This is a genomic window from Proteus penneri (genome assembly GCF_022369495.1).
Taxonomy (GTDB): domain Bacteria; phylum Pseudomonadota; class Gammaproteobacteria; order Enterobacterales; family Enterobacteriaceae; genus Proteus; species Proteus penneri.
Genome location: NZ_CP059690.1, coordinates 3,798,281 through 3,819,888, shown reverse-complemented (window position 1 = coordinate 3,819,888; position 21,608 = coordinate 3,798,281). Strand labels below are relative to the sequence as shown.

The following is a 21,608-nucleotide window of genomic DNA, read 5'->3' as shown; positions in this document are numbered from 1 at the left end:
TAAGAAACGGATTAACCTTTGAATCATCCAATTCTTTGGCTAAACTTGCCACCACCAAGGAGTTTTTCCTCCTTTTTTACTTTACCCACTCACATTCAGGACCTGCGTCATGAAAACATTAGGCGAATTTATCGTCGAGAAACAACAAGATTTTCCCCATGCAACTGGTGAACTTACGGCATTACTTTCAGCAATTAAGCTTGGGGCTAAAATTATTCACCGTGATATCAACAAAGCAGGGTTAGTCGATATTCTTGGTACTAACGGTGTTTCTAATGTTCAAGGTGAAGCCCAGATGAAACTGGATCTTTACGCGAATGAGAAGCTCAAGGCTGCATTAAAAGCACGTGGTGAAGTTGCGGGTATCGGATCAGAAGAAGAAGATGATATTGTTATCTTTGAAGGTGATCGTGCTGAAAATGCTAAGTATGTCGTGTTAATGGATCCATTAGATGGTTCTTCGAATATTGATGTAAACGTTTCCGTCGGTACTATTTTCTCTATTTACCACCGTATTACACCTATTGGCCAATCAGTGACCTTAGATGACTTCTTACAACCAGGTCATCGTCAAGTAGCTGCTGGCTATGTCGTTTATGGCTCATCAACCATGTTAGTTTATACAACAGGTTGTGGTGTTCATGCCTTTACTTATGATCCTTCTTTAGGTGTATTCTGTTTATCTCATGAAAGTGTACAATTTCCACCAACAGGAAATATGTACTCAATCAACGAAGGTAATTACATCAAATTCCCATTAGGTGTAAAAAAATACATTAAATATTGCCAAGAACAAGATGCTGCAACAAATCGCCCTTATACCACACGTTATATTGGTTCTTTAGTTGCTGATTTTCATCGCAACTTACTGAAAGGGGGGATTTATATTTACCCAAGTACGGCAAGCCACCCTACTGGTAAATTACGTTTGCTGTATGAATGCAATCCAATGGCGTTCTTAGCTGAACAGGCTGGCGGTAAAGCAAGTAACGGTAAAGAACGTATTCTTGATATCGAACCCAAAGAACTTCACCAACGTATGCCTTTCTTTGTAGGGACTAAATCGATGGTTGAACAAGCTGAAAGCTTTATGGCGCAATATCCTGACGAAGAATAATTCATTGGCTTAGTCGCCATCGCCATATCGCCATATAGATAAACCGGGCTTCTCTTTCGTCCGGTTTTTTCATCTTTAGAAATAGAGTCTCTTTTTATTTACTGCTCATTTTTGCATCATAACGCAACAGGTTTGGCAAAAAACGGGTATTGTTAAAAACTTTTCGCTATACTACAGGCCACGTAAAATTATTTTTTATAGGAAATTTTTTATGAGCCTGAATCATGTTCCTGCTGGTAAAGAACTACCAGAAGATATCTATGTTGTTATTGAAATTCCAGCAAACGCTGATCCTATCAAATACGAAGTGGATAAAGAAAGTGGCGCACTGTTTGTTGACCGTTTTATGTCAACTGCAATGTTCTACCCATGCAACTACGGTTACATTAACAACACGTTATCTTTAGATGGTGATCCAGTAGACGTTCTGGTTCCAACTCCATATCCATTACAACCAGGTTCAGTTATTCGTTGCCGTCCTGTTGGCGTACTGAAAATGACTGACGAATCAGGTGAAGATGCGAAACTGGTTGCAGTTCCACACACAAAACTGAGCAAAGAATACGATCACATTAAAGATGTGAACGATTTGCCTGAACTGTTAAAAGCACAGATCAAACATTTCTTTGAACACTATAAAGATTTAGAAACTGGCAAATGGGTTAAGGTTGACGGTTGGGAAGGCGTAGAAGCAGCTAAAGCTGAAATTCTGTCTTCTTTCGAGCGCGCTAAAAAATAATTCTGTGCAATGAGAATTAGCTTGATAAACAATCTGTTGATTGCTTAACAAAAATAAGCCCACATCAATAAATGTGGGCTTATTTTATGATTATCAATTTTGATTATTTAACCGCATAATAAGCATTATGCCACTCATCAAGGTGATCGCCATGGCGATTATCATCAATGTATAGACTGTCGAAACATTCCCTGTGGAGAAAAAGAGTACCCCCCCAATAATAGGCAATATCAATTGATTAAATAAAATAATTAGTGAGGAAATACTGGCTAATTGTGTTACAGGAATAATTTCTATTCTTAACATCCGTAAGATATTCCCTGAAAAAACCTTACCGATAATGGATAAGGCATAAAAGATAACAAAAATAGTGATATCTTTTTGAAAAATAATTAGTAAAGAAGAACTTATTGTGATGATGAAAATCGATAGAGACATTAATAACTTTCGATTTAAATAGTGGGTTAAATAACCATATAAGTAGGTTCCTATTACACCACAGATCCCCGCAGATATATCAATAAAGCCATAGTATTTAATGGGTAAGCTCATCGATTGATCAATTAATGCAGTACCACTCGACTCAATTAATCCGTCAAACATATTATTGCCGATAGCAATAAAAATAGAAAAAATCAAAATAGGAGACGTGAAAATAATCACCATTCTTTTAGTCACTCGTAATGCCTTTGTTAGGCTATTTAGTTGAGTGGTGGATTGGTTCTCTTTTGGCTCTAGATAAAAGAATAAAAAAAATACTGCATTAATGGAATAGAATAGACAAGGAATAATAAGTAAATAATGGTAACCATAATCAATAAATAACATACCAATTAATGGACCGATGATCATGCCAAAAAAATCCATTCTAGACATTATATTAATATGATGTTCTTTATGGTGGCTCATTAATGCAATAATTTTTTCATATGAAATCAGTGTCTGTGAATTACCAATAGAAATTAAGCTTCCTACTAATCCAAAACTAATTGCAATAACTAAATCAGAGGAAAAACCTGAAGTTAATAAAAATAAACAACCAATAATTTTACTACTATCGGAAATAATAGAAATAGGGCGAACACCTAAGGCATCAATATATTGACCAATAAGTGGTATTAAAAAAATGCGTGGTAACCACCATAAGGCGTATGTCAATCCTGTATACTCAATACTTGTTGTTAATTGATAAACAATAACAGGTGTTAAAAAAACCATTAAACCATCAGCACTTAACACCAGAAAAAGCATATAAAAAAAGACAACACGCATAATAGAAGTTACACCTTTTCTTTAATTAATACTTTAATAGGCTGGTTATTTTCATCATAAACAATAATCGATTTTGGGGTATGATGAGTGGGCTTATGTTTCATTAATTCTTGTTGTTTAGAAACAAGGAATTGATAATAGCTTAAATCTGCTGGTATTTTATTAACACGATAAGATTGATAATTTTTATTAGTGATCTCCCAGTCGATAACATCATGTCCCGGAATATATTCTTTTTCTTTGTCTAAATAGATAACAGGCCGATTAACTGTAATGATATTAGCCATATTAAACAGTGCATGAGCTACCCCACAGGGGATCACTAATTCCATATTAGGTAAAGGCTTGAACGTTATTTCATCTTCACAAAATAGAGTGGCTGAGCCTTCTCGCATATCGACAAGTTTTAATGTTATCTCACTAGAAGCCTTTCCTAAAAAAGTTAAATGATCTTCTTGCCCTAAATGTAATCCATAAGAGTCAAAATCATAATCCTCATGACCATGCTCAACCAGATACATAGGGGATTGTCGCGTTAATGGGACAATACCACTCTCTTTGCCAGTATGTAGGGTCGCCATTTCGCGAAATTCCACGCCTAAAATAGTCGATGTAGGTAATTGTTGTTTTTGAGTATCTACCATTTTCTCTCGAAACCGTAAATTAATCTCATCACCATTATCTAAGCGGATTTTGCGAGTTTCAGAGTGTAGGAATCGATGTTGACTTAACCACTGTTGTTGTATCTCGGCAATCCGATGATAGACCAGTGCAGAAGCTTCTTCTGTCATTGGTTCATAGCCTTCAATCTCATTAATATCGATATTTTCAGGAAGGTTTATCACATCATTATTAGGTGACCAATTTAGTGTTTCACTTGCGAATTGCTCGATAGTGGGTAAAAAAAGAGAGTAGCTATTTAAGGTAAAAACATTCTCTAGATAAGAAAAAGTATGAGCGACCCCTGGGGGAATAATTAGTGTTCTTGCTGATGATGGTGTTATCTCAAAACTTAATTCTGATTTAAATGTTGGTGAGTTTTTACGACAATCAATAAATTTAGCCAATATCTTTTGTTTCTCATCACCTAAAAAAGTTAATGTATCTTGTTGACCAAGATGAATGCCGTACTGCCCATATTTAAATTCACTTTTACCATGGTAAACAATATTAATAGGATAGGTTGTTGCGAAAGGAATAACATAAGAATGCTGTTTTCCATTATTTATTCGCCAGCGAGCAATCCAGTATAATCCTACAATATTAATATTTTTATTGAGTTCATTAATATCCTTATTCACGACTATCTCCTATGCAGTTAAAAAAGCAGCCTTATGGCTGCTTTTTTATTAAATACTGACAATTTCGATATCATAACCAAGTAGCTTTGCACTTTTTTTCAATTCATCTAAATTAGTTGTATTTAATTTTAAATACTTATCATCTGCAGGTGCATTTTTAATACCGGCAAGATAGGCTAGTTTATCTAATGCATCTGTTGTTACAGTTTTTGTTTGTAATATCAAATCAGTAAAACGATGATTTACTATATTGTATTTTAAATCTTTTGGTGGATTATTATAAAGTTGAGTAATATCATTTAATTTATCCATAAAATTACCTTATTTCACTATATTAATAATAGGATAATTATCTCTTTCCCTCTCAAACAAGACTGTTTTAACATTAAATTTATTTTGTTGTCAATCAGGTCTACTATTAATAATTTTCATATCATTATAGATAAATTTTAAATAAATAATTACCGACTTAAATTTAAAACAATATAAATAAATATACATATTAGAATATATGACTACCTCTACTATAAATAGTAAAGTAATAATAAAAATTAAAGTTTATGATTAATTTTATAGAAAATAATAGTTTCACTAAAAATAAAAAAGCGCGATATAAATATCGCGCTTTTTTATCATTACTAAGTCATCTATCGTAATAGCTAAAATTTGCTTATTACTCTTCTTCGTGGCGCTTTAACCAGTCACCACTTTTTATTTCACGTAAACCATCCACAGGCTTTTGATAAAGGTAGATCCAAGCACTGCCATAAGGCGTTGATATCAGTTGTCGCTTGTAATCCTGATCATTCTTTTTCAATTCATCAAGCTCTGTCAAGATAGAGGGCGTTATCCGATAAACTTCACACTCTATCTCTCCTTCACCTTCAATAACCGCAGGGTAAAACCCTAAATCATAGAGTTTATATCCCACTAATTTATGCTCACCCAAAAGCTGTGCATAGGTCATCCAGTGATGATTGCCTTGGTTTCGCCGTAAACTACCATAAACAATAATTCGCATATAATTTAAAACTCAAATTGATAAAGCAGATCTATTGCCTGATTCATACCAGACACTGCTTGTAAATACAACCTGGGCATCAAGCGATAACGTAAGGTTAACGTCGCTAGCGAATCAAATATACCCACTCCATACTTCACTTGTAGATCGTTCGTTATCTTACCACTGACCACAACTTGTGAGCTATCCCCCACACCTTGTGTATCAAGCGCTAAATCCGAAACACCAAAGGTTTCACCTATGCGCCCTACAAGCTGACCACTCTGACCAACGCCTAATCCTATCAGCATTGCTGTCATTTGTGATGAATCAGCATCACCACTACTTAGACCTTCGCCTCTTAACAAGTAAGATAATGCTTCTTGTTGTGTTTTAGCCGGCTCAGAGAAAATTTCCACTTTAGGCTGGTCAGCAAGCCCTGTTACTCGAACCCCCGCAATGACATTATCTGCGGTATTATCTGGGTTACGAATAGCCTCGATATTTAAGTAAGGTTGATCAACAGGTCCAGAGAACAAGATTTGTCCCTTACGTACTTGTAAGTCTTGTCCATAGGCTTTGAATTCCCCTCTTGGAATATCAACTTGCCCATTTAAACCTAGCCCTTGTTTATTCTGATTGACTTTAAGTGTTCCCGTCAATCGGGCTCTAAGTCCAAATGCGTCCAGTGTCACATCATCACCAATATTAATCGCTAAATTGCTTTGAATTGGAATCGATGTCTCTTTTGGTGCTATAGGTTGCAGGTTTTTATCTAGCATGACTTCATCAGAAGATGCCGATACCGCTGATTCCGGTAATTCTTGAACCACAATACGAGCCCAAGGGATATCAATACGACCATCTAGTTTCAGTAAATGAGGGTTAGCCTCAAACACTAAATCAGGATTAACATCAATACGCACCATTGGAGGCAATGACACTCGTAGCTTATTACCATTAGCAGCGACCACTGCGCGCCATTCATCTAACTTACGCCAATCTGCATTCCCAGTAAGATTTAAATAACCTTCTGGCGTTTCAATTCTGCCACCTAAATCCGATGTTGCTCCATTGAATCGAACATCAACATTACCTTTCGTAATATCAAATGGGATCCAATGTCCAACCACTTTTAATTGATTAATTCCAAATTGACCAAATAACAGTGGCGATTGAGCACTTCCTCCTAAACGTAATTGAGCGCCAATATTCCCTTGAGCAATTTCACCTTTACCTAAGAACGGTTTGATTAAATCTAATGTCAGATTATCAATATCAACCGTACCTGATAGTTGGCGATTTTTCTCAAGATCGGCAACATGTACATTACCTTTAAAGTCACCATTACCCGCAATACTAATCAGCCATTGCAATGTTGCTTTACCATTATTCATACCCGCATTTAAGGTAATAGCATCAAAATCAATAGGTAAAATTGTTCCTTCAATATTTTGTTTTACCGCAACACCTTGCCCTTTTAGATTGACAGATGCTTTCGGTAATCCGCCTTTTGAGTTCCATGTTGCAGTGGCGTCCCCTGTAAATAGGCCTTGAACAGAAGTTTCAGGTGGTAAGAATGGCTTTATCATTGCTAAGTCAAAACGTGTTAGCGTAATTGCAGCAGTTCCACTTTCACCCACGGTTATCGCTTTAGGAACACAAACTTGCGCATTTGGGTTCACCCAGCAATGAGAGCCAATAGTGATCTCTTGCTTTTCTGCCAACAAATTCAGCGCCATGGCTTTATTTAAACGCCATTCACCCACAGGCGTATCAAAAGCTGTATTATTTAGCGTTCCTTTCCACTGTTGTTTCTCTTTATCAAATGATCCAGCTAATGTCAGCCCACCAGAAACAGGCTCGCCATCCATTTTCAACGTGAGTTTATGCTGTTTTTCTGTACCAGCAGCATTCAACGTTAAATTACGAATAACTAAATCGGCTTGTTTTAACTGACGAGCAGTAATAGCTAACTTACCACCAATTTCTTTGTCCGATTGAACATCACCTTTGATAGTGATGGATTCAACACTGACTTGATCTTGCCATTTAATACCATGAGCATTGATATCAGCGATAATCTTAGGTTTGTTCATATCACCGCGGATATTCACTTTCCCTTTAATAACGCCCGCAAACCCAGGAACAAAACCATTTAAACCAGGAGCATTAATATTGGCATCTAATGCCCACTTATCACCTAAATGCCCTTCAATATCGAGGTTATTTTTACCAAGAATGAGTTTTAGTTGAGGGATATTCCATTGCCCAGAATCGTTACCATACGCATTCCCCCTTGCCTTAATTAAATTATTTTTGAAATTACCATCTAAGGTAATTTCAGGAACACGTAATTGCCAACTTCCACCATACAGGCTTCCCGTTGTAGCGATACGCCCATCTAATTTAGCGGGTATATCAGGATACTGTTTTGCGGTATTAACTCCCGAAATAGTGAGCAATGCATTCCAGCTAATTGCCTTACTCCAATCAGCGACACCAGTAATATCGGCATGACCTTGCAAAGCGGCTAAACGTAAACGCGTTAGCTCTATTTTCTCTTCATTCCCTTTCGCATCCAGCATTAATTTTGCTGGCGGGATCTCCTGACCTTCAATATCAGAGCGTAATGAAAGATCATAGTTATCGGTCTGACCATTCAAGCGTAATCGAGTGTCATTAAGTTGATACTGTACATCACCAGTTAATGGCCAACGTACTTTTTGACTCTCTAGCGTCAGTTTTAAAGGAAGATGAGGCTTAGCCAATTCGGCTTGAGCATCAAGGGTTGCTGTAACCGTTCCTGTTAAAGAAAGGGCGAGTTTAAGTTCTTCGAGTAACGCACCTTGCAAAGAAAGTGTGGCTTTTTGATCTTTAAAATCTTCAAGCCCCACAACATCACGAATGGTTGCGTTGATATCTAAATTAACAGGCCATTGTTTATCAAGCGTGATCCCCCCATTTAAACTGACCTCACCTTCTGGTGCATCAACACGTAATTTAGTGAGATTAACTTGCTCGCCTTGGGTATTTGCCTCAAAAGATAATTGATTGATGGTAACTGGGGTATCCCCACTTACTTGTAATTGCTTACCTTCAATACCTTCAATATTGATATCTACAGGGATAATAATTTCCGGTAATTCAGCTAATAATGGCTTAGCAAAAATCGTTTTAATTGTGTCTGCTAATGCTTGTTCTTTTTCTTCCGGTGTTTTAGGTTCAGCTTTAGGTTTTGCAGTTGCGACTTCTTTTACATCTTGGGCAACCGCTTCAACACTACCTTCTTCTGGCGTTTTGGGTAACGCCACCAGCAAATCATTAATGACGGTTGGATTTAATGTAACTTGGCGACCTTCCCACTGCGCACCGGTTTTAAACTCATCCAACGAGATTGCCATATCGTCAATCTTCACATGCGTATTTTCTAATGAGAGCGAGTTTAAATAGATAGGTAACGGAGCATTGAGCTCAGTTAAAGGTTCTGATGGTGGGGTTTCTTCAGAGGGTGGGAAAGCACTAGTATCAACATTAACAACCACATCGCGTGTCGCCAATGTATCAATACAAACTTGTTTATCCGTCAGGCACGCTAAACGTAATCCTAATGATAACTCACCTACATTCACATCAACCCCAGGCATTTGATATTCAACACCCGTTAAATGCAGATCTTTCCAGCCACCATTAACATCTTTGATAACTAAACCTGGAACCCAGCGAGTTGCACTATTAATGGCAAAATGTAAACCCGATTGTGTTCCTAAGATCCAAGCTACAGCACCCAATGTAAGCAAAATAATGATAAGGAGTGTTAACGCAATCCATTTCAACCACTTTTTTATCATAACTCTGCTCCTAACCCGATATAAAACTGGAGTCTACGTTTATCCACGTCACTCACAGGTAATGCTAAATCAAATTTAATTGGACCCACTGGGGATGCCCAACGAACACCTGCACCCGCACCTGTTTTAAAATCACTACGAGTAAAATCATTAACGGCTTCGCCACTATCAATAAAGACAGCACTCCACCAATTACCCGTGACGTTATATTGATATTCAACCGATCCAACGAGCATCCTTGATGCCCCTGTTAAATTACCTTTACTATCTTCTGGTGAAATACTTTGGTATTTAAAGCCTCGAACACTTCTATCACCACCAGCAAAGAAACGTAACTCAGGTGGTACTTGCTCAAACGCATTGGTTTCAATCCAACCAAAATTACCTCTTACCACAAAACGATGTCCTTCCCATGGTGTACGGATCCAAACCTGTTGAGCTTGGAATGCAGCAAACTCAACATCAGAACCCCATATTTTATTGGAGTAGTCTAATGAGTAACGTTGGCTGTCTCCCCAATAAGGCATCATTCCACCGCGTTGACGTACACGGCTGGCTGTAACACCGGGATAAAGCAACATGGTGGTATTTGTGACTTCACCTTGGGTAAAGTGGCTGAGACTCCAACGTGTATTCACACTGTATTGCCAGCCTGTCGACATATCCCAGTTACGAGACACATTTAGTGTTGTGGTATCAGAACGAGTATCATTTAAATCGGTACGTTTAAAACCACCTTGAACACCATAGTACTGCTCTAATGGATTGACCTTCAGTGGAATTTTATAGTTGGCACCAATAGATTGTTCAGGCTGAGAAACACTGATATTAGAGGTTAAACTATGGCCTCGTGAGTTCATCCAAGGCTTATCCCACTGCATATTAAGGCGAGGGCCAACATCTGTAGCATAACCACCACCAAGCTCAACATAGTTACGAGAGCGAGGTGTTACAACTGCACTCATCGGTAACAAATAAGAGCCTTCTGCACGCGCTTTAGCAATATCGGGCGTCACAACTGCAGAGTTAAACCACCCCGTTGCGGCTAAACGGCGATTAAATTCAGCCAGATCTTCTGATGCATAATATTGTCCCTCTTTAAAAGGAACGATATTTTGTAGGTAGTCTTCACGAATTTGAGATCCTGTATAATTCACTTTTCCAAAACGATAGCGTTCCCCACTATCGAAAACAAAATCCCAATATGAGGCATGATTATCTAAAGAAACGCCTAACTGGCTTTTATCCATTTCAGCATCAAAATAACCTCGACGGATAGCAAGTCCTGTTAATGAACCTTTGAGCTTTTCATAAGCTGCATGATTTAACACACTATCAAGAGGAGGCGTATTTTCTTTAATAACTTTTGCATATTGCTCATCGGTTTTAGCGCCACCTTCGAGAACAATATCGACCCCTTTTAATAAAATAGGAATACCCGGTTCAACTTTAGCGGTTAATACTGATCGTGCAGGCGGTGTATTTTCTTGATAGGAGAATGTTATTGTTGGCTGATAATAGCCTAAAGGGCGAAGTCCTTCTTTAATTGCCTTCTCAACACGCGCGCGAAAACGCCCGTCAGGTGCAACTTCTTCTGTTGTAATGTTCGATAATTGGACTCGTGCATTTTTTTCGAGCTGCCCTTCTAAACCTTCTACTTTTAAACGCAAATTTGCCCCATAGGCAACAGGCGCGATAAAAGACAAACAGAGAACGTAGATAACGGAGTATCTCGGCACGTTTTCTCCTCAATATTATTTAATCCATGTGATGAATTGACGACAAACTATCTTAAGCTTTATTGTAGATTTAGTTTATAACAATATTAAATCTTTACCATAGTAAAGCGTTTACAAATATACAAATTGGAGTCTACCTTGCAACATAAACCTTACCAACCAGAGAATGCCTTAAGGGGTACTTCGACACCATTAGAAATATCTGCTAATCATGCAGTAAATGGGCATTCTATTAATGATATTCCAGCTAATATGGATATTGCTTATTTTGCGATGGGCTGTTTTTGGGGGGTTGAACGTCTATTTTGGCAACAACAGGGCGTTTACTCAACAAGTGCGGGTTATAGCGGTGGTGTAACAGAAAATCCTACCTACCAACAAGTTTGCCAAGGTTTAACGGGTCATAGTGAAGTGGTGAGAGTTGTTTTTGACCCCGCAATAATTAGCTACCAACAACTTCTGGCTCTTTTTTGGGAAAATCATAATCCATCACAAGGTATGCGCCAAGGTAATGATATTGGTAGCCAATATCGCTCGGCAATTTACACAGTTAATGCAGAGCAATATGCGCAAGCTATTGAGTCCAAAAAACGTTATCAACAAGCGATGAATGCCCAAGGCGCAACAACGGAAATTACGACAGAAATACAACCAGCGGGTCCTTTTTATTTTGCTGAAGATTACCACCAGCAATATTTATACAAAAAACCACAAGGTTACTGTGGATTAGGCGGGATAGGTATCTGTTTTCCACCCGAAAAGTAACACTAGCAGAAAATAGCAGGGCGATGATATAATTTCGCCCTCTTATCTATCTTTGTGAATAATTTCATCACAATATATTGATTTATCTTCTATTTTTAACACTCTAGTATTACCCTTTGGATTAAATACTCGGGGTGATGTGAGCCTTATATGCTTAATAGTTTACTCATTGTGCTTTTGCTTTGTGCTATCAGCGCCTTTTTTTCGCTGTCTGAAATCTCTCTTGCTGCTTCTCGTCGAATTAAACTCAAACAACTTGTTGATGAAGGCAATATTAACGCTGCCCGCGTCTTAAAAATGCAAGAAATGCCAGGCATGTTTTTTACTGTCGTTCAAATAGGATTAAATGCTGTTGCCATTTTAGCGGGTATCGTTGGTGAGTCTGCATTCTCCCCTTCACTAAAAAGTTTCTACCTACAATTTTTTGAAGAGCCTCTCGCCCAACAGCTTGGATCTATCTGTTCTTTTATTATTGTCACATCAATGTTTATTTTGCTGGCTGACTTAACCCCAAAACGTATTGGTATGATTAAGCCTGAAGCTATCGCATTAAGAATTGTGAATCCAATGCGTTTCTGCCTTGCTTTCTTCCGCCCTTTGGTGTGGTTATTTAATGGTATGGCAGATCTCATCTTCAAGTTATTTAAAATCCCAATGGTCAGAAATGAAGACATCACTTCTGATGATATTTTTGCCATTGTAGAAGCCGGTGCTGTTGCTGGGGTTTTACGTAAACAAGAGCATGAGTTGATTGAAAATGTCTTTGAATTAGAATCTCGTACTGTACCATCCGCAATGACACCACGAGAAGATGTAGTCTATTTTGATCGTGAAGAGACTGAAAATGATATCAAAGAAAAAATTGCTACTCAGCCCCACTCTAAATTTTTAGTTTGTGAAGGGGATATTGACCATATTATTGGTTATGTAGATTCTAAAGAGCTTCTTAATCGCGTTATTAACGGACAAAGCCTAAATCTCAATGAAGGTGTTCATATTCGTAAAGCGCTGATTATTCCTGACACATTAACGCTTTCAGATATGTTGGAAAGCTTTAAAACATCCGGTGAAGACTTTGCCATTATCCTTAATGAATACGCCATGGTAATGGGCGTTATTACACTAAATGACGTGATGACAACCTTAATGGGTGATTTGATTGGACCCGGACAAGAAGAACAAATTGTGAGCCGTGATGAGCATTCATGGTTAGTTGAAGGCGGTACGCCAATTGATGATGTGATGCGTGTACTTGATATCGACGATTTCCCTGATTCAAGTAACTACGAAACAATCGCTGGTTTTATGATGTATCGTTTACGTAAAATTCCTAAACGTACTGATTATGTGAAGTTTTCAGGATATAAGTTTGAGGTTGTCGATATTGATAATTACAAAATAGATCAATTGCTTGTAACAAAAATTGATGATATCCCTCCTGTTAAACCTGTTTTACAAGAACATGTTCCTGTTACACAGACGACTACAACAGAAGTAGATACTCAAAAAAATGAGAATGATAAAGTAGCTAATTAGTTAGTAACGATTTGTAATTAATAACTGAGTCTTATCTAAATTATTAGAAAAAAAGACTCAGTTATCTATCAGATAAAAGTTAGCCCATTTCTGCTTTCAGTAAAACGACCTGCTGGTTCACTTCACTCATGACATTAAAATGTAGCTTATCTCTTATTTTTGGTAATAAAATTTTACCGTAATCGAATTCAAATGCACCCATTCCTTTGATATAAAACCGTCCACGAAATAACGTCTTAACGTAGAGAGCAATTTTTTCAGGGTTATAGCGATTGAAGATTTTCATCTTTCAGTTGTCTCCCATGCTCGTTGTTGAGTTTAATAAGTCATAAAGACTTATCTTTATATATCAAATTTAAAGACCTAATTATAAGTACTAGGTTCCACTTATTTAGTTTTCTTATCTATTTTTACATTTATTGACAGTAAAGAATATAAATAAAGATAGCATGCGCATTATTTTACCCACTCAATGTTAAATAAATGTATCAGTGATGAGGTATTATTCTTCACTAGCTTCTATGCTTAGATAGAATCTAACGTCGATTTCAATAATAGGACAATGGCTATGCACAAAATAACCTTAGCTGCTCTTTTACTTAGTACATCCACATGGGCATTCGCACATAACATCACCGAAAATACAATCCTTCCCGCTGTTACAATCAATGATAAAGGTGAGCTACTTTATGACACAACCAAAGATAAGTTTAGCTACCAAAATTGGAATAGTGGTCTGCTCAGTGGAAAAGTGCGTACTGTTCAACATATAGCAGGACGTAGCAAAGCGAAAGAGATGAATGCGCCGTTTATTGAAGCGGTAAAACTAGCTAAATTCCCACATGCCAGTTATCAAACTACAACGATTATTAATACTGACGATGCTGTATTTGGCACAGGCCCATTCGTTCGTGGCAGCGTTGAAGACAGTAAAAAAGAATTTCCTTGGTCACAATTTATTGTTGATGCCGATGGCGCAGCATTAAAAGGCTGGGGATTAGAAAAAGAGAGTTCAGCGATTATTGTTTTAGATAAACAAGGCAAAGTCCGTTTCGTCAAAGAAGGCGTATTAAGCGGCGCGGAAATTACGTCTGCTATCAACCTCATCAACGACTTAATTAAAGAATAATTTCTGAATCAGAGCCCTTCTAAAACAAAGGGCTCCAATTTCATAAAGCGGTACTAAAAGATAGAGACTCGAAATCCCGGATTTATTAGCGACTCTTTTGGCGAGTAATCTAACGTTACCCCTTTCCAATCCGTAACATGGGCGCCAGCTGCAATCGCAATAGCATGGCCTGCTGCAGTATCCCATGTATGCGTAGGTCCAAAGCGAGGATAAAGCTGTGCTTTACCTTCAGCGACTAAACAAAACTTCAAAGATGAACCAACGGCGACCGTTTGATGTTCACCTAGCTGTGATAAATATTCTTTTAATTCATCATCTTGATGAGAACGACTAATCACGATCACGGGTGGCTCAGCACGACTTGCATGAATGGGTAATCGCTGACCACACTCCTCTTTCCACGCTTTTTTATTGGCAGCCGCATATAACACATTTTGCACTGGTGCATAGACGACCCCTAAAACCGGAATACCCTTTTCGATTAAAGCGATATTTACCGTAAATTCACCATTTTTACTGATAAATTCTTTAGTGCCATCTAATGGATCAATTAGCCAATAGCGATCCCAATGACGGCGAACTTCCCATTCAGGTGGATCTTCTTCAGATAATTGAGGTATATCAGGAGCAATAGAAGCAAGTCCTTGTTTGATAATTTGGTGAGCGGCTAAATCTGCTTCTGTAACAGGTGAATTATCACTTTTTTCCTGTACTTGGATAGGCTCTGATTGCTGGTAAATTTGCATTATCGCCATACCTGCTTGGCGGGCTAATTTGCTGACTTGTTCTAACATAATGCACCTCGCTTATTTCTATAAGTAGATAACATCTCTTATAAAAATCAATTATCCTACTGTCTATTCATTTTAGTCCAGAGACAAAAATAGCCGGCAAAACCGGCTATTTTTTTACTCTGATTTACAGCAGAATAAGAAATTATAAAATTTCTAATAATTCTACTTCAAATACTAATGTTGCGAATGGAGGAATAGCCGCCCCAGCTCCACGTTCGCCATAAGCTAATTGGTAAGGAATATATAATTCCCATTTTGAACCAACTGGCATTAATGTTAATGCTTCAATCCAGCCAGCGATAACACCATTTACTGGGAATTCAGCTGGTTGCCCACGTTGAACTGAGCTATCAAACACAGTACCATCAATTAAACGACCCGTGTAATGAACACGAACATGATCAGTACGCGCAGGGATTGCACCTTCACCGGCTGTCAGCACTTTGTACTGTAAGCCCGATTCTGTAACTTGAACACCTTCATTTTTCACATTTTCTTCTAAGAAAACTTTACCAGCATCAGCCAGCTCTGCTTGGCGTTCTTGACGCACAGCTTCCGCACGCTCGTGCATAGTACGTAAGGCATTGTGTAATGTTTCAACAGGTACAGAAGGTGCATTACCTTCTAATGCATCGGTCAAGCCAGCTAACAGTGCTGCGGGCTCTAATCCTTGAAGACCTGATTCAGTCAGTTGTTGACCGACTTGCAGACCAATACCGTAACTTGCCTGTGATTCGGTAGAATCAAATGATGGTTTTGACATGAAAAATACCTGTTTTTTATGAAAGTTAGATCCAAGAATAACAGTGGTAAGGTACAGCGTAAACCTTCAGCCTTAAGTAATGGGGATTATTCGTTAAAAACCTAAATAATTGACTCTATTTATCCTGTCTTTAGTACTTTTTTAGTGTGATTTGTCATACTTATTTTCACAACATCGCAACACAGGCATATACTTATACGTAGGCATAAAACTGCCTAGCTCTGTTAATCCAGAGCTAAATATCAATATACAGAGATGTTCAGAGAGGTATTAAGTGAAAATAACTGCAAATCCCTATTTCCGCGAACAAGGCTATATTGATGGTCTGTGGTGTAATGCTAAAAACAACGAAACTGTTGATGTTATCGATCCTGCCACGGGTACTTTACTGGGTACCGTACCCAATATGGCAACACAAGAAGCAATAATGGCTGTTGATGCTGCACAAAAAGCCTTACCAAAATGGCGTGCACTGACAGCACATCAGCGCGGAGCATTGTTGCAAAATTGGTTTAAATTAATTATTGAAAACAAAAGAAAACTTGCTGAATTAATGACATTCGAGCAAGGCAAACCCGTTGCTGAAGCTGAAGGTGAAATTACTTATGCGGCTTCTTTTATTGAGTGGTTTGCTGAACAAGGTAAAAGAACCAACGGTGAAATCATTCCTTCACCTTCTGCGGATAAACGTTTGATGGTGATCAAACAAGGTATCGGCGTTTGTGCCGCCATCACGCCTTGGAATTTTCCGGCGGCGATGATCACCCGTAAAGCCGCGCCTGCATTAGCTGCGGGTTGTACAATGGTGATTAAACCTGCCAATGAAACACCTTATACTGCACTAGCTTTAGCTGAATTAGCGGCTCAAGCGGGTATCCCCGCCGGTGTTATTAATATTGTCACAGGTGATGCGATTAAAATTGGCGAAGTCTTTACCTCTGATAACCGTGTTCGCAAATTAAGTTTTACAGGCTCTACGGGGGTTGGACGTTTATTAATGCGCCAGTGCTCGGATAGCGTAAAAAAAGTCTCTTTAGAGTTAGGTGGTAATGCACCCTTTATCGTGTTTAACGATGCTGATATTGATAAAGCGGTTGAAGGTGCTATGGGGGCAAAATTCCGTAATGCAGGACAAACTTGTGTTTGCGCTAACCGTTTTTATATTCATAAAGATGTTTATCAAAAATTTAGCGAGCGCTTTGTTGATGCGGTTAAAAAACTTAAAGTGGGAAATGGTTTTGAAGAAGGTGTCTCTATTGGACCTCTGATTAACCGCAAAGCCGTTGAGAAATCACAATCATTACTTGCTGACACACTAAAACGCGGTGCAACACTGCTTTGTGGTGGAGAAAGTGATAACGCAGGTGAAAACTTTTTCCAGCCTACTGTTGTTGGTAATGTACCTACTGATAGCCATATTCTTGAAGAAGAAATATTTGGCCCTGTCGCACCTTTAGTGATTTTTGAACATGAAGATGAAGTGGTACATTTAGCCAATAACACCATTTATGGCTTAGCTGCTTATTTTTATAGTGAAAATCCACAGCGTATTTGGCGCGTTGCTGAAAATTTAGAATATGGCATGGTGGGGATTAACACGGGGTTAATTTCTAATGAAGTTGCACCATTTGGTGGTATCAAACAATCAGGTTTAGGTCGTGAAGGCTCTGAGCACGGGATTGAAGACTATATGGAAATGAAGTACCTCTGCCAAGGGTTATAATCTTTAACGCTATTTATAAAAGTAAGTCAGCATGGATGCTACTGCTTTTTCCTTTTTTATCATTATTTTTAAAGAAAAATACCCTCGATAATAACCAAGGGTATAAGATGTCAGCCCAATATTCTTATCAATAAGTTATCAGTGATAAAGCATTTCGTGAACAATATCATCTGCTTTCATTGAATAAGGGTAATATGTTGGCCAGTTACTTAGCTCTTTAAGTAATTCATCTTGCGATGTATTGCCCATATATAAATGGAAGTGCCCCGCTTTCTCTGGTGCAATAATGTGGTCGCTAAATTGAATAAATTTGGGCGCTTGGCTTTTGGCATCATCACAGCGAAAAAGATAACGTACTCCTTTTTTACCAGACTCATAATGTAGAATACGATAACCATCATAGTGATATTCACAGCTATCTACGTTCTCACCACGATGGAACTCAATAATATTGTTTTCAATACCAATCATATCCACATCCGTTTTATAGCCTTGTGTATAGTAAGCGCGGTACTCCTCAACCGTTTTATCCTTTTTGGTTTCTGCTTTTTTCTGTAAAACCTCATCTAATTCGCCACTGAGAAGATAAGGCTCTACAGATTGCCATACACCTTCCCAATCACTGAGTTGGCGATCAAGCACATCCTTATCCTCAAAAATACCATTAGCAGCATCTCGTTGTGATTGTGTTTGTACTTTTTCATGATGATGCCCATGAGCCAAAACAGACATCGCACTACTCAATAGTCCCATAATCAAAACACAAGAAAGTATCGGTCTTTGCATGATGTTACCCCTGAACTGCTTTAAAACGTGGATTTGACTTACAAATCACATAAAGACGACCACGGCGACGCACAACCTTACAATCTGGATGACGTTGTTTAGCACTTTTTAATGAGCTTAATACCTGCATTATCTCTTCCTTACTTAATAAATTGACCAAAACGTTTATTAAAACGTGCCACATTACCTTCTTGAGAATGTGTCTTTTGTTTACCGGTATAAAATGGGTGTGATTGAGAGGAAACATCTAATGTCACATAAGGGTATATTTGCCCTTCATACTCTATTGTTTTTTCCGTTTGGATGGTTGAACCCACTTTAAAATAAGCATCTGCACTAGTGTCATGAAAAATCACTGTTCGATATTGAGGGTGAATACCTAGTTTCATAATAAACCCCATTTGTTTGTTATGTTATATTGTAACAAATTAGAATTGTGCTAATGTAGCGCTTTTTTATTTTATTGACCAGTTTTTTTTGATTTGTTTTTCTATTTCAAGAAAGAAAGTATGCTTTTGAGAGGGATTTTTTAAGTGATATAAATGGATTTTTTGGCTTTTTTTATCCAGTTTTCCTATTTTCCGCTAAAGTTATACTAAGATGGAAAAACAAATAGGATTTATTATGACTCATTGGCGCGATAAGCTTTTCAGTAAGTCACTTCTGTCTATTGATCGTCATATAGACTTTCCTAATGTTTTTCCTACTTCTACCCCTTCGCTTTTTTCACTATTAACTCCTTATGAAATAGGCGATGTGCCTTTACCTGATGAATTAAATCTATTGTCAGAAAGTCACTTAAAAGAAAAATCAAATAATGAATCTATTCCTTTCAGTTGGTCAGCAGGTGCTCGCGAAGGCATTATTCTGCATCAACGGATAGGTCGCGCGATCGAACAGCAACCTTCACAACAATCATGTGAGGAATTTGTCCTCTCACTCTATAACGCAATCAAACATGTTGTGCTTTTACCCGATAAAGATCATATCACTTCTTTTTATGCAATAGCCTGTCAGGATAAACTCGCCCCGATAACTTATCTATCCCAATTGATCGACCAAATAGAACAAGATGAAGTACTGGTTAAAAATGAGATCTATTTTCAGTTGATCTTATGGATCTTAAAACTGAGCCCTGATAAAAATCCCGTTAAAATCGCTTTAGGATTGTTAAGATCATTTCATGATAATACTTCTCAACATTTGCTTTTATTGTTTGCTCTTCATCCTGAATTTACACTTTATGCTATCCGCTCACTAAAACAGCGTCTTTCTTGCGAAGAGTTTGAGCCTTTTTTATATTCCCTTGGTCAGCGAACCAAAGGCTGGGGACGTATTCAATTTATTGAATATCTGCCAACAGCACTTTCGGTAAATAACCGTTATTGGTTACTCACTGAAGGCTATAAAAATAATGTAATGACAGAATATGTCGCCTATGACTGTGTAACGAAAGGCAAACTATTAGAGATGCTTCATACGCATCCTTTGGATAACACACTGCTACTAGGTTGTAGTGATTTATTGCGTGCATTAATTAATGGTGGCCCAGCAAAAGATATTTATGATTACATTGAGGGTGTCCACGTTTGCAAAGCGTTTATTTCACAAGTCGATGCACTGCCACCGAAAGAGCTAAAATTGCTTCATTGTGTTTGTGAAATCGCTGATTTTGTACAGAATAGTGGTGAAGATTGGTTATTACTCGAAACATTAGGATGGGATGACCACGTCCAACAGCAAATTATGTCTGTTTCACAAAATATTATTCAAAAACCAGAGTGGTCAACACTCATTGTTGAAGCATTACAACATCCCTCCCGCTCAAAAAATTACCAAGCAAGTTTGGTAGCAAAATCTCTTCGTCTTGATATTTGGGAATTGCTTTTTTCACTGCAAAAAGATAATCCCAATGCTGATTGGTGGCATCAGTTAATGCAAACAGATGCTTCTCATAAAATAGAAAGAGTAGTCAAACTTGCAGAACAACAAATTGCATTAACAGCATTAGATAGCACAGATGATCCATTAATAACTATCTACTCTGAATATCAGTCTCATCATGCCGTTGAATATATTATGCAAGATCTTGGTGGTTTTCCCGGTATCGGCTGGTCACTCATCAAACGGCAGTTACATAGCCCAATATTGCGTGATAGAAATATGGCACTGAATGTTCTTTCAACATGGTCTGACACATTATTACCTCATGATCTTTATGGTGAATTAACACAAGCCTTAACCATAGAAACCGATAAAAATGCTTATCAACGTATGAAGCTATTTTTAGTTAACCATCAAGGAAATGAAGAACATTAATGGTTAGAGCGAATAGATAATTCTGAAAAGAATTCAGGGAGCAGGTTAGGATCATGGTTCGTGCTAGTATGGCTACAAGGAATAAAAAAGATGTTACAGCAATTCATAATACTGATTCACAGATCAATAATGAGGTGAATATGGGCAAATTCCCTGGCTTACATCGTCGAGCAATACTCGTTATTGCTATTGCTTTATTGGTCGTGTTTTTTTGGCCAACAAGTGAAAATAATGGTGAGCCACCTCAACCGTCATCATCGACGCATGATCTTCCTGTACCAATAGCGCCTACCAATGATCCGGTGTATCAAGCACCGATCCCTCAAGCACAAGATAGCTTAAATGCCGATCCAGAGGTTTCTTCATCAATAGATAACCCAACGGAAAATGATCCTGTGGGAACGGTTGCTCAAACGACGCCACCACAAGACACTCAATCAACACCAGCGCAAAAAACATGGCAAACTTACACTATCAAAGAAGGACAAACCTTAGCGCAACTTTTTAGAGACAATCAACTTCCTGTCAATGATGCATTTTCTATGGCGAAATCAGAAGACCAACAAAAATCATTAAGCCAATTGCGCTCAGGGCAAACTATTCGTTTACAGCGCAATCCGCAAGGTGATGTTAGCATGCTAGAAGTGACAAATAGCGCCGGTACTGTTATCACTTACACTCGTTTAAGTGATGGAAGTTATTACCGTACACCATAGTAGAAGAGCATTTATTCTCCCCAAAAAAAACGCCAGCTAAGCTGGCGTTTTTCTTTAT

The 21,608-nt window shown here is 38.0% G+C and carries 20 protein-coding genes; 8 read left to right on the top strand and 12 right to left on the bottom strand.

Annotated features, from left to right (window positions below):
- The first annotated feature begins 109 nt into the window (after window positions 1-109).
- Together fbp and ppa are read left to right on the top strand one after the other, a co-directional pair.
- Window positions 110-1,117, top strand: coding sequence for a class 1 fructose-bisphosphatase (fbp, locus tag H1225_RS17310; protein ID WP_006535716.1), 1,008 nt, complete (start codon window positions 110-112; stop codon window positions 1,115-1,117).
- Window positions 1,118-1,328: 211 nt separating this feature from the next.
- Window positions 1,329-1,856, top strand: a complete 528-nt coding sequence (gene ppa / locus H1225_RS17305; RefSeq protein WP_006535717.1) for an inorganic diphosphatase — start codon at window positions 1,329-1,331, stop codon at window positions 1,854-1,856.
- A 93-nt stretch (window positions 1,857-1,949) separates the two neighbouring features.
- Here the strand turns inward: ppa and H1225_RS17300 are convergent, their stop codons facing one another.
- From H1225_RS17300 to tamA, 6 genes are all read right to left on the bottom strand, one after another.
- Entirely contained in the window at window positions 1,950-3,128 is a 1,179-nt protein-coding gene (locus tag H1225_RS17300) for an MFS transporter (protein WP_239739322.1), read from the bottom strand.
- Between the two features lie 8 nt (window positions 3,129-3,136).
- Window positions 3,137-4,429 (bottom strand): dTDP-4-dehydrorhamnose 3,5-epimerase family protein, encoded by a 1,293-nt coding sequence (locus H1225_RS17295; RefSeq protein WP_239739321.1) that lies wholly within the window; start codon window positions 4,427-4,429, stop codon window positions 3,137-3,139.
- Window positions 4,430-4,477: 48 nt separating this feature from the next.
- Window positions 4,478-4,741 carry an XRE family transcriptional regulator gene (locus tag H1225_RS17290; protein ID WP_109399665.1) on the bottom strand — a complete coding sequence of 88 codons (264 nt, stop codon included), beginning with the start codon at window positions 4,739-4,741 and terminating at the stop codon, window positions 4,478-4,480.
- Between the two features lie 361 nt (window positions 4,742-5,102).
- On the bottom strand, window positions 5,103-5,450 hold the full coding sequence (locus H1225_RS17285; protein ID WP_072064565.1) for a gamma-glutamylcyclotransferase family protein: 348 nt from the start codon (window positions 5,448-5,450) through the stop codon (window positions 5,103-5,105).
- Between the two features lie 5 nt (window positions 5,451-5,455).
- On the bottom strand, window positions 5,456-9,280 hold the full coding sequence (gene tamB / locus H1225_RS17280; RefSeq protein ID WP_229096591.1) for an autotransporter assembly complex protein TamB: 3,825 nt from the start codon (window positions 9,278-9,280) through the stop codon (window positions 5,456-5,458).
- Complete coding sequence (tamA, locus tag H1225_RS17275) at window positions 9,277-11,019, bottom strand: autotransporter assembly complex protein TamA (RefSeq protein WP_109399666.1); 1,743 nt, start codon at window positions 11,017-11,019, stop codon at window positions 9,277-9,279. Before tamA ends, tamB begins: the two co-directional genes overlap by 4 nt.
- Before the next feature lie 138 nt (window positions 11,020-11,157).
- Here tamA and msrA point away from each other — a divergent pair, with 138 nt between their 5' ends.
- Together msrA and paeA are read left to right on the top strand one after the other, a co-directional pair.
- Window positions 11,158-11,784 (top strand): peptide-methionine (S)-S-oxide reductase MsrA, encoded by a 627-nt coding sequence (gene msrA / locus H1225_RS17270; RefSeq protein ID WP_202608833.1) that lies wholly within the window; start codon window positions 11,158-11,160, stop codon window positions 11,782-11,784.
- A gap of 150 nt (window positions 11,785-11,934) precedes the next feature.
- Complete coding sequence (paeA, locus tag H1225_RS17265) at window positions 11,935-13,320, top strand: polyamine export protein PaeA (RefSeq protein WP_072064569.1); 1,386 nt, start codon at window positions 11,935-11,937, stop codon at window positions 13,318-13,320.
- A 79-nt stretch (window positions 13,321-13,399) separates the two neighbouring features.
- Here paeA and H1225_RS17260 read toward each other — a convergent pair whose 3' ends face one another.
- On the bottom strand, window positions 13,400-13,606 hold the full coding sequence (locus tag H1225_RS17260; protein WP_006535730.1) for a DUF1107 domain-containing protein: 207 nt from the start codon (window positions 13,604-13,606) through the stop codon (window positions 13,400-13,402).
- A 282-nt stretch (window positions 13,607-13,888) separates the two neighbouring features.
- On the opposite strand from H1225_RS17260, the gene H1225_RS17255 reads away from it, so the two are divergent.
- Window positions 13,889-14,449 (top strand): YtfJ family protein, encoded by a 561-nt coding sequence (locus H1225_RS17255; RefSeq protein ID WP_161669366.1) that lies wholly within the window; start codon window positions 13,889-13,891, stop codon window positions 14,447-14,449.
- A 53-nt stretch (window positions 14,450-14,502) separates the two neighbouring features.
- Here H1225_RS17255 and cysQ read toward each other — a convergent pair whose 3' ends face one another.
- On the bottom strand, window positions 14,503-15,243 hold the full coding sequence (cysQ, locus tag H1225_RS17250) for a 3'(2'),5'-bisphosphate nucleotidase CysQ (protein WP_006535732.1): 741 nt from the start codon (window positions 15,241-15,243) through the stop codon (window positions 14,503-14,505).
- Between the two features lie 142 nt (window positions 15,244-15,385).
- Entirely contained in the window at window positions 15,386-16,006 is a 621-nt protein-coding gene (locus tag H1225_RS17245; protein ID WP_239739320.1) for a BamJ family beta-barrel-assembly machinery protein, read from the bottom strand.
- Between the two features lie 274 nt (window positions 16,007-16,280).
- Between H1225_RS17245 and H1225_RS17240 the strand changes: the two genes are divergently transcribed.
- On the top strand, window positions 16,281-17,729 hold the full coding sequence (locus H1225_RS17240; RefSeq protein ID WP_109847958.1) for an NAD-dependent succinate-semialdehyde dehydrogenase: 1,449 nt from the start codon (window positions 16,281-16,283) through the stop codon (window positions 17,727-17,729).
- 138 nt (window positions 17,730-17,867) lie between these two features.
- On the opposite strand, the gene zinT is transcribed toward H1225_RS17240, so the two are convergent.
- Genes zinT through H1225_RS17225 form a run of 3 tightly spaced genes read right to left on the bottom strand, consistent with a single transcriptional unit; the run spans window position 17,868 to window position 18,904 of the window.
- Entirely contained in the window at window positions 17,868-18,515 is a 648-nt protein-coding gene (zinT, locus tag H1225_RS17235) for a metal-binding protein ZinT (protein ID WP_072064573.1), read from the bottom strand.
- Between the two features lie 4 nt (window positions 18,516-18,519).
- Window positions 18,520-18,645, bottom strand: a complete 126-nt coding sequence (ykgO, locus tag H1225_RS17230) for a type B 50S ribosomal protein L36 (RefSeq protein ID WP_006535739.1) — start codon at window positions 18,643-18,645, stop codon at window positions 18,520-18,522.
- Between the two features lie 10 nt (window positions 18,646-18,655).
- Complete coding sequence (locus H1225_RS17225; RefSeq protein ID WP_072064574.1) at window positions 18,656-18,904, bottom strand: type B 50S ribosomal protein L31; 249 nt, start codon at window positions 18,902-18,904, stop codon at window positions 18,656-18,658.
- Between the two features lie 235 nt (window positions 18,905-19,139).
- Here H1225_RS17225 and H1225_RS17220 point away from each other — a divergent pair, with 235 nt between their 5' ends.
- The gene (locus tag H1225_RS17220; RefSeq protein ID WP_239739319.1) at window positions 19,140-20,834 is read left to right on the top strand and encodes a hypothetical protein; all 1,695 of its coding nucleotides are present in this window, start codon (window positions 19,140-19,142) and stop codon (window positions 20,832-20,834) included.
- A gap of 53 nt (window positions 20,835-20,887) precedes the next feature.
- A complete protein-coding gene (locus H1225_RS17215; protein WP_161727337.1) occupies window positions 20,888-21,550 on the top strand; it encodes a LysM-like peptidoglycan-binding domain-containing protein in 663 nt (220 codons plus the stop codon).
- Window positions 21,551-21,608: the final 58 nt, after the last annotated feature.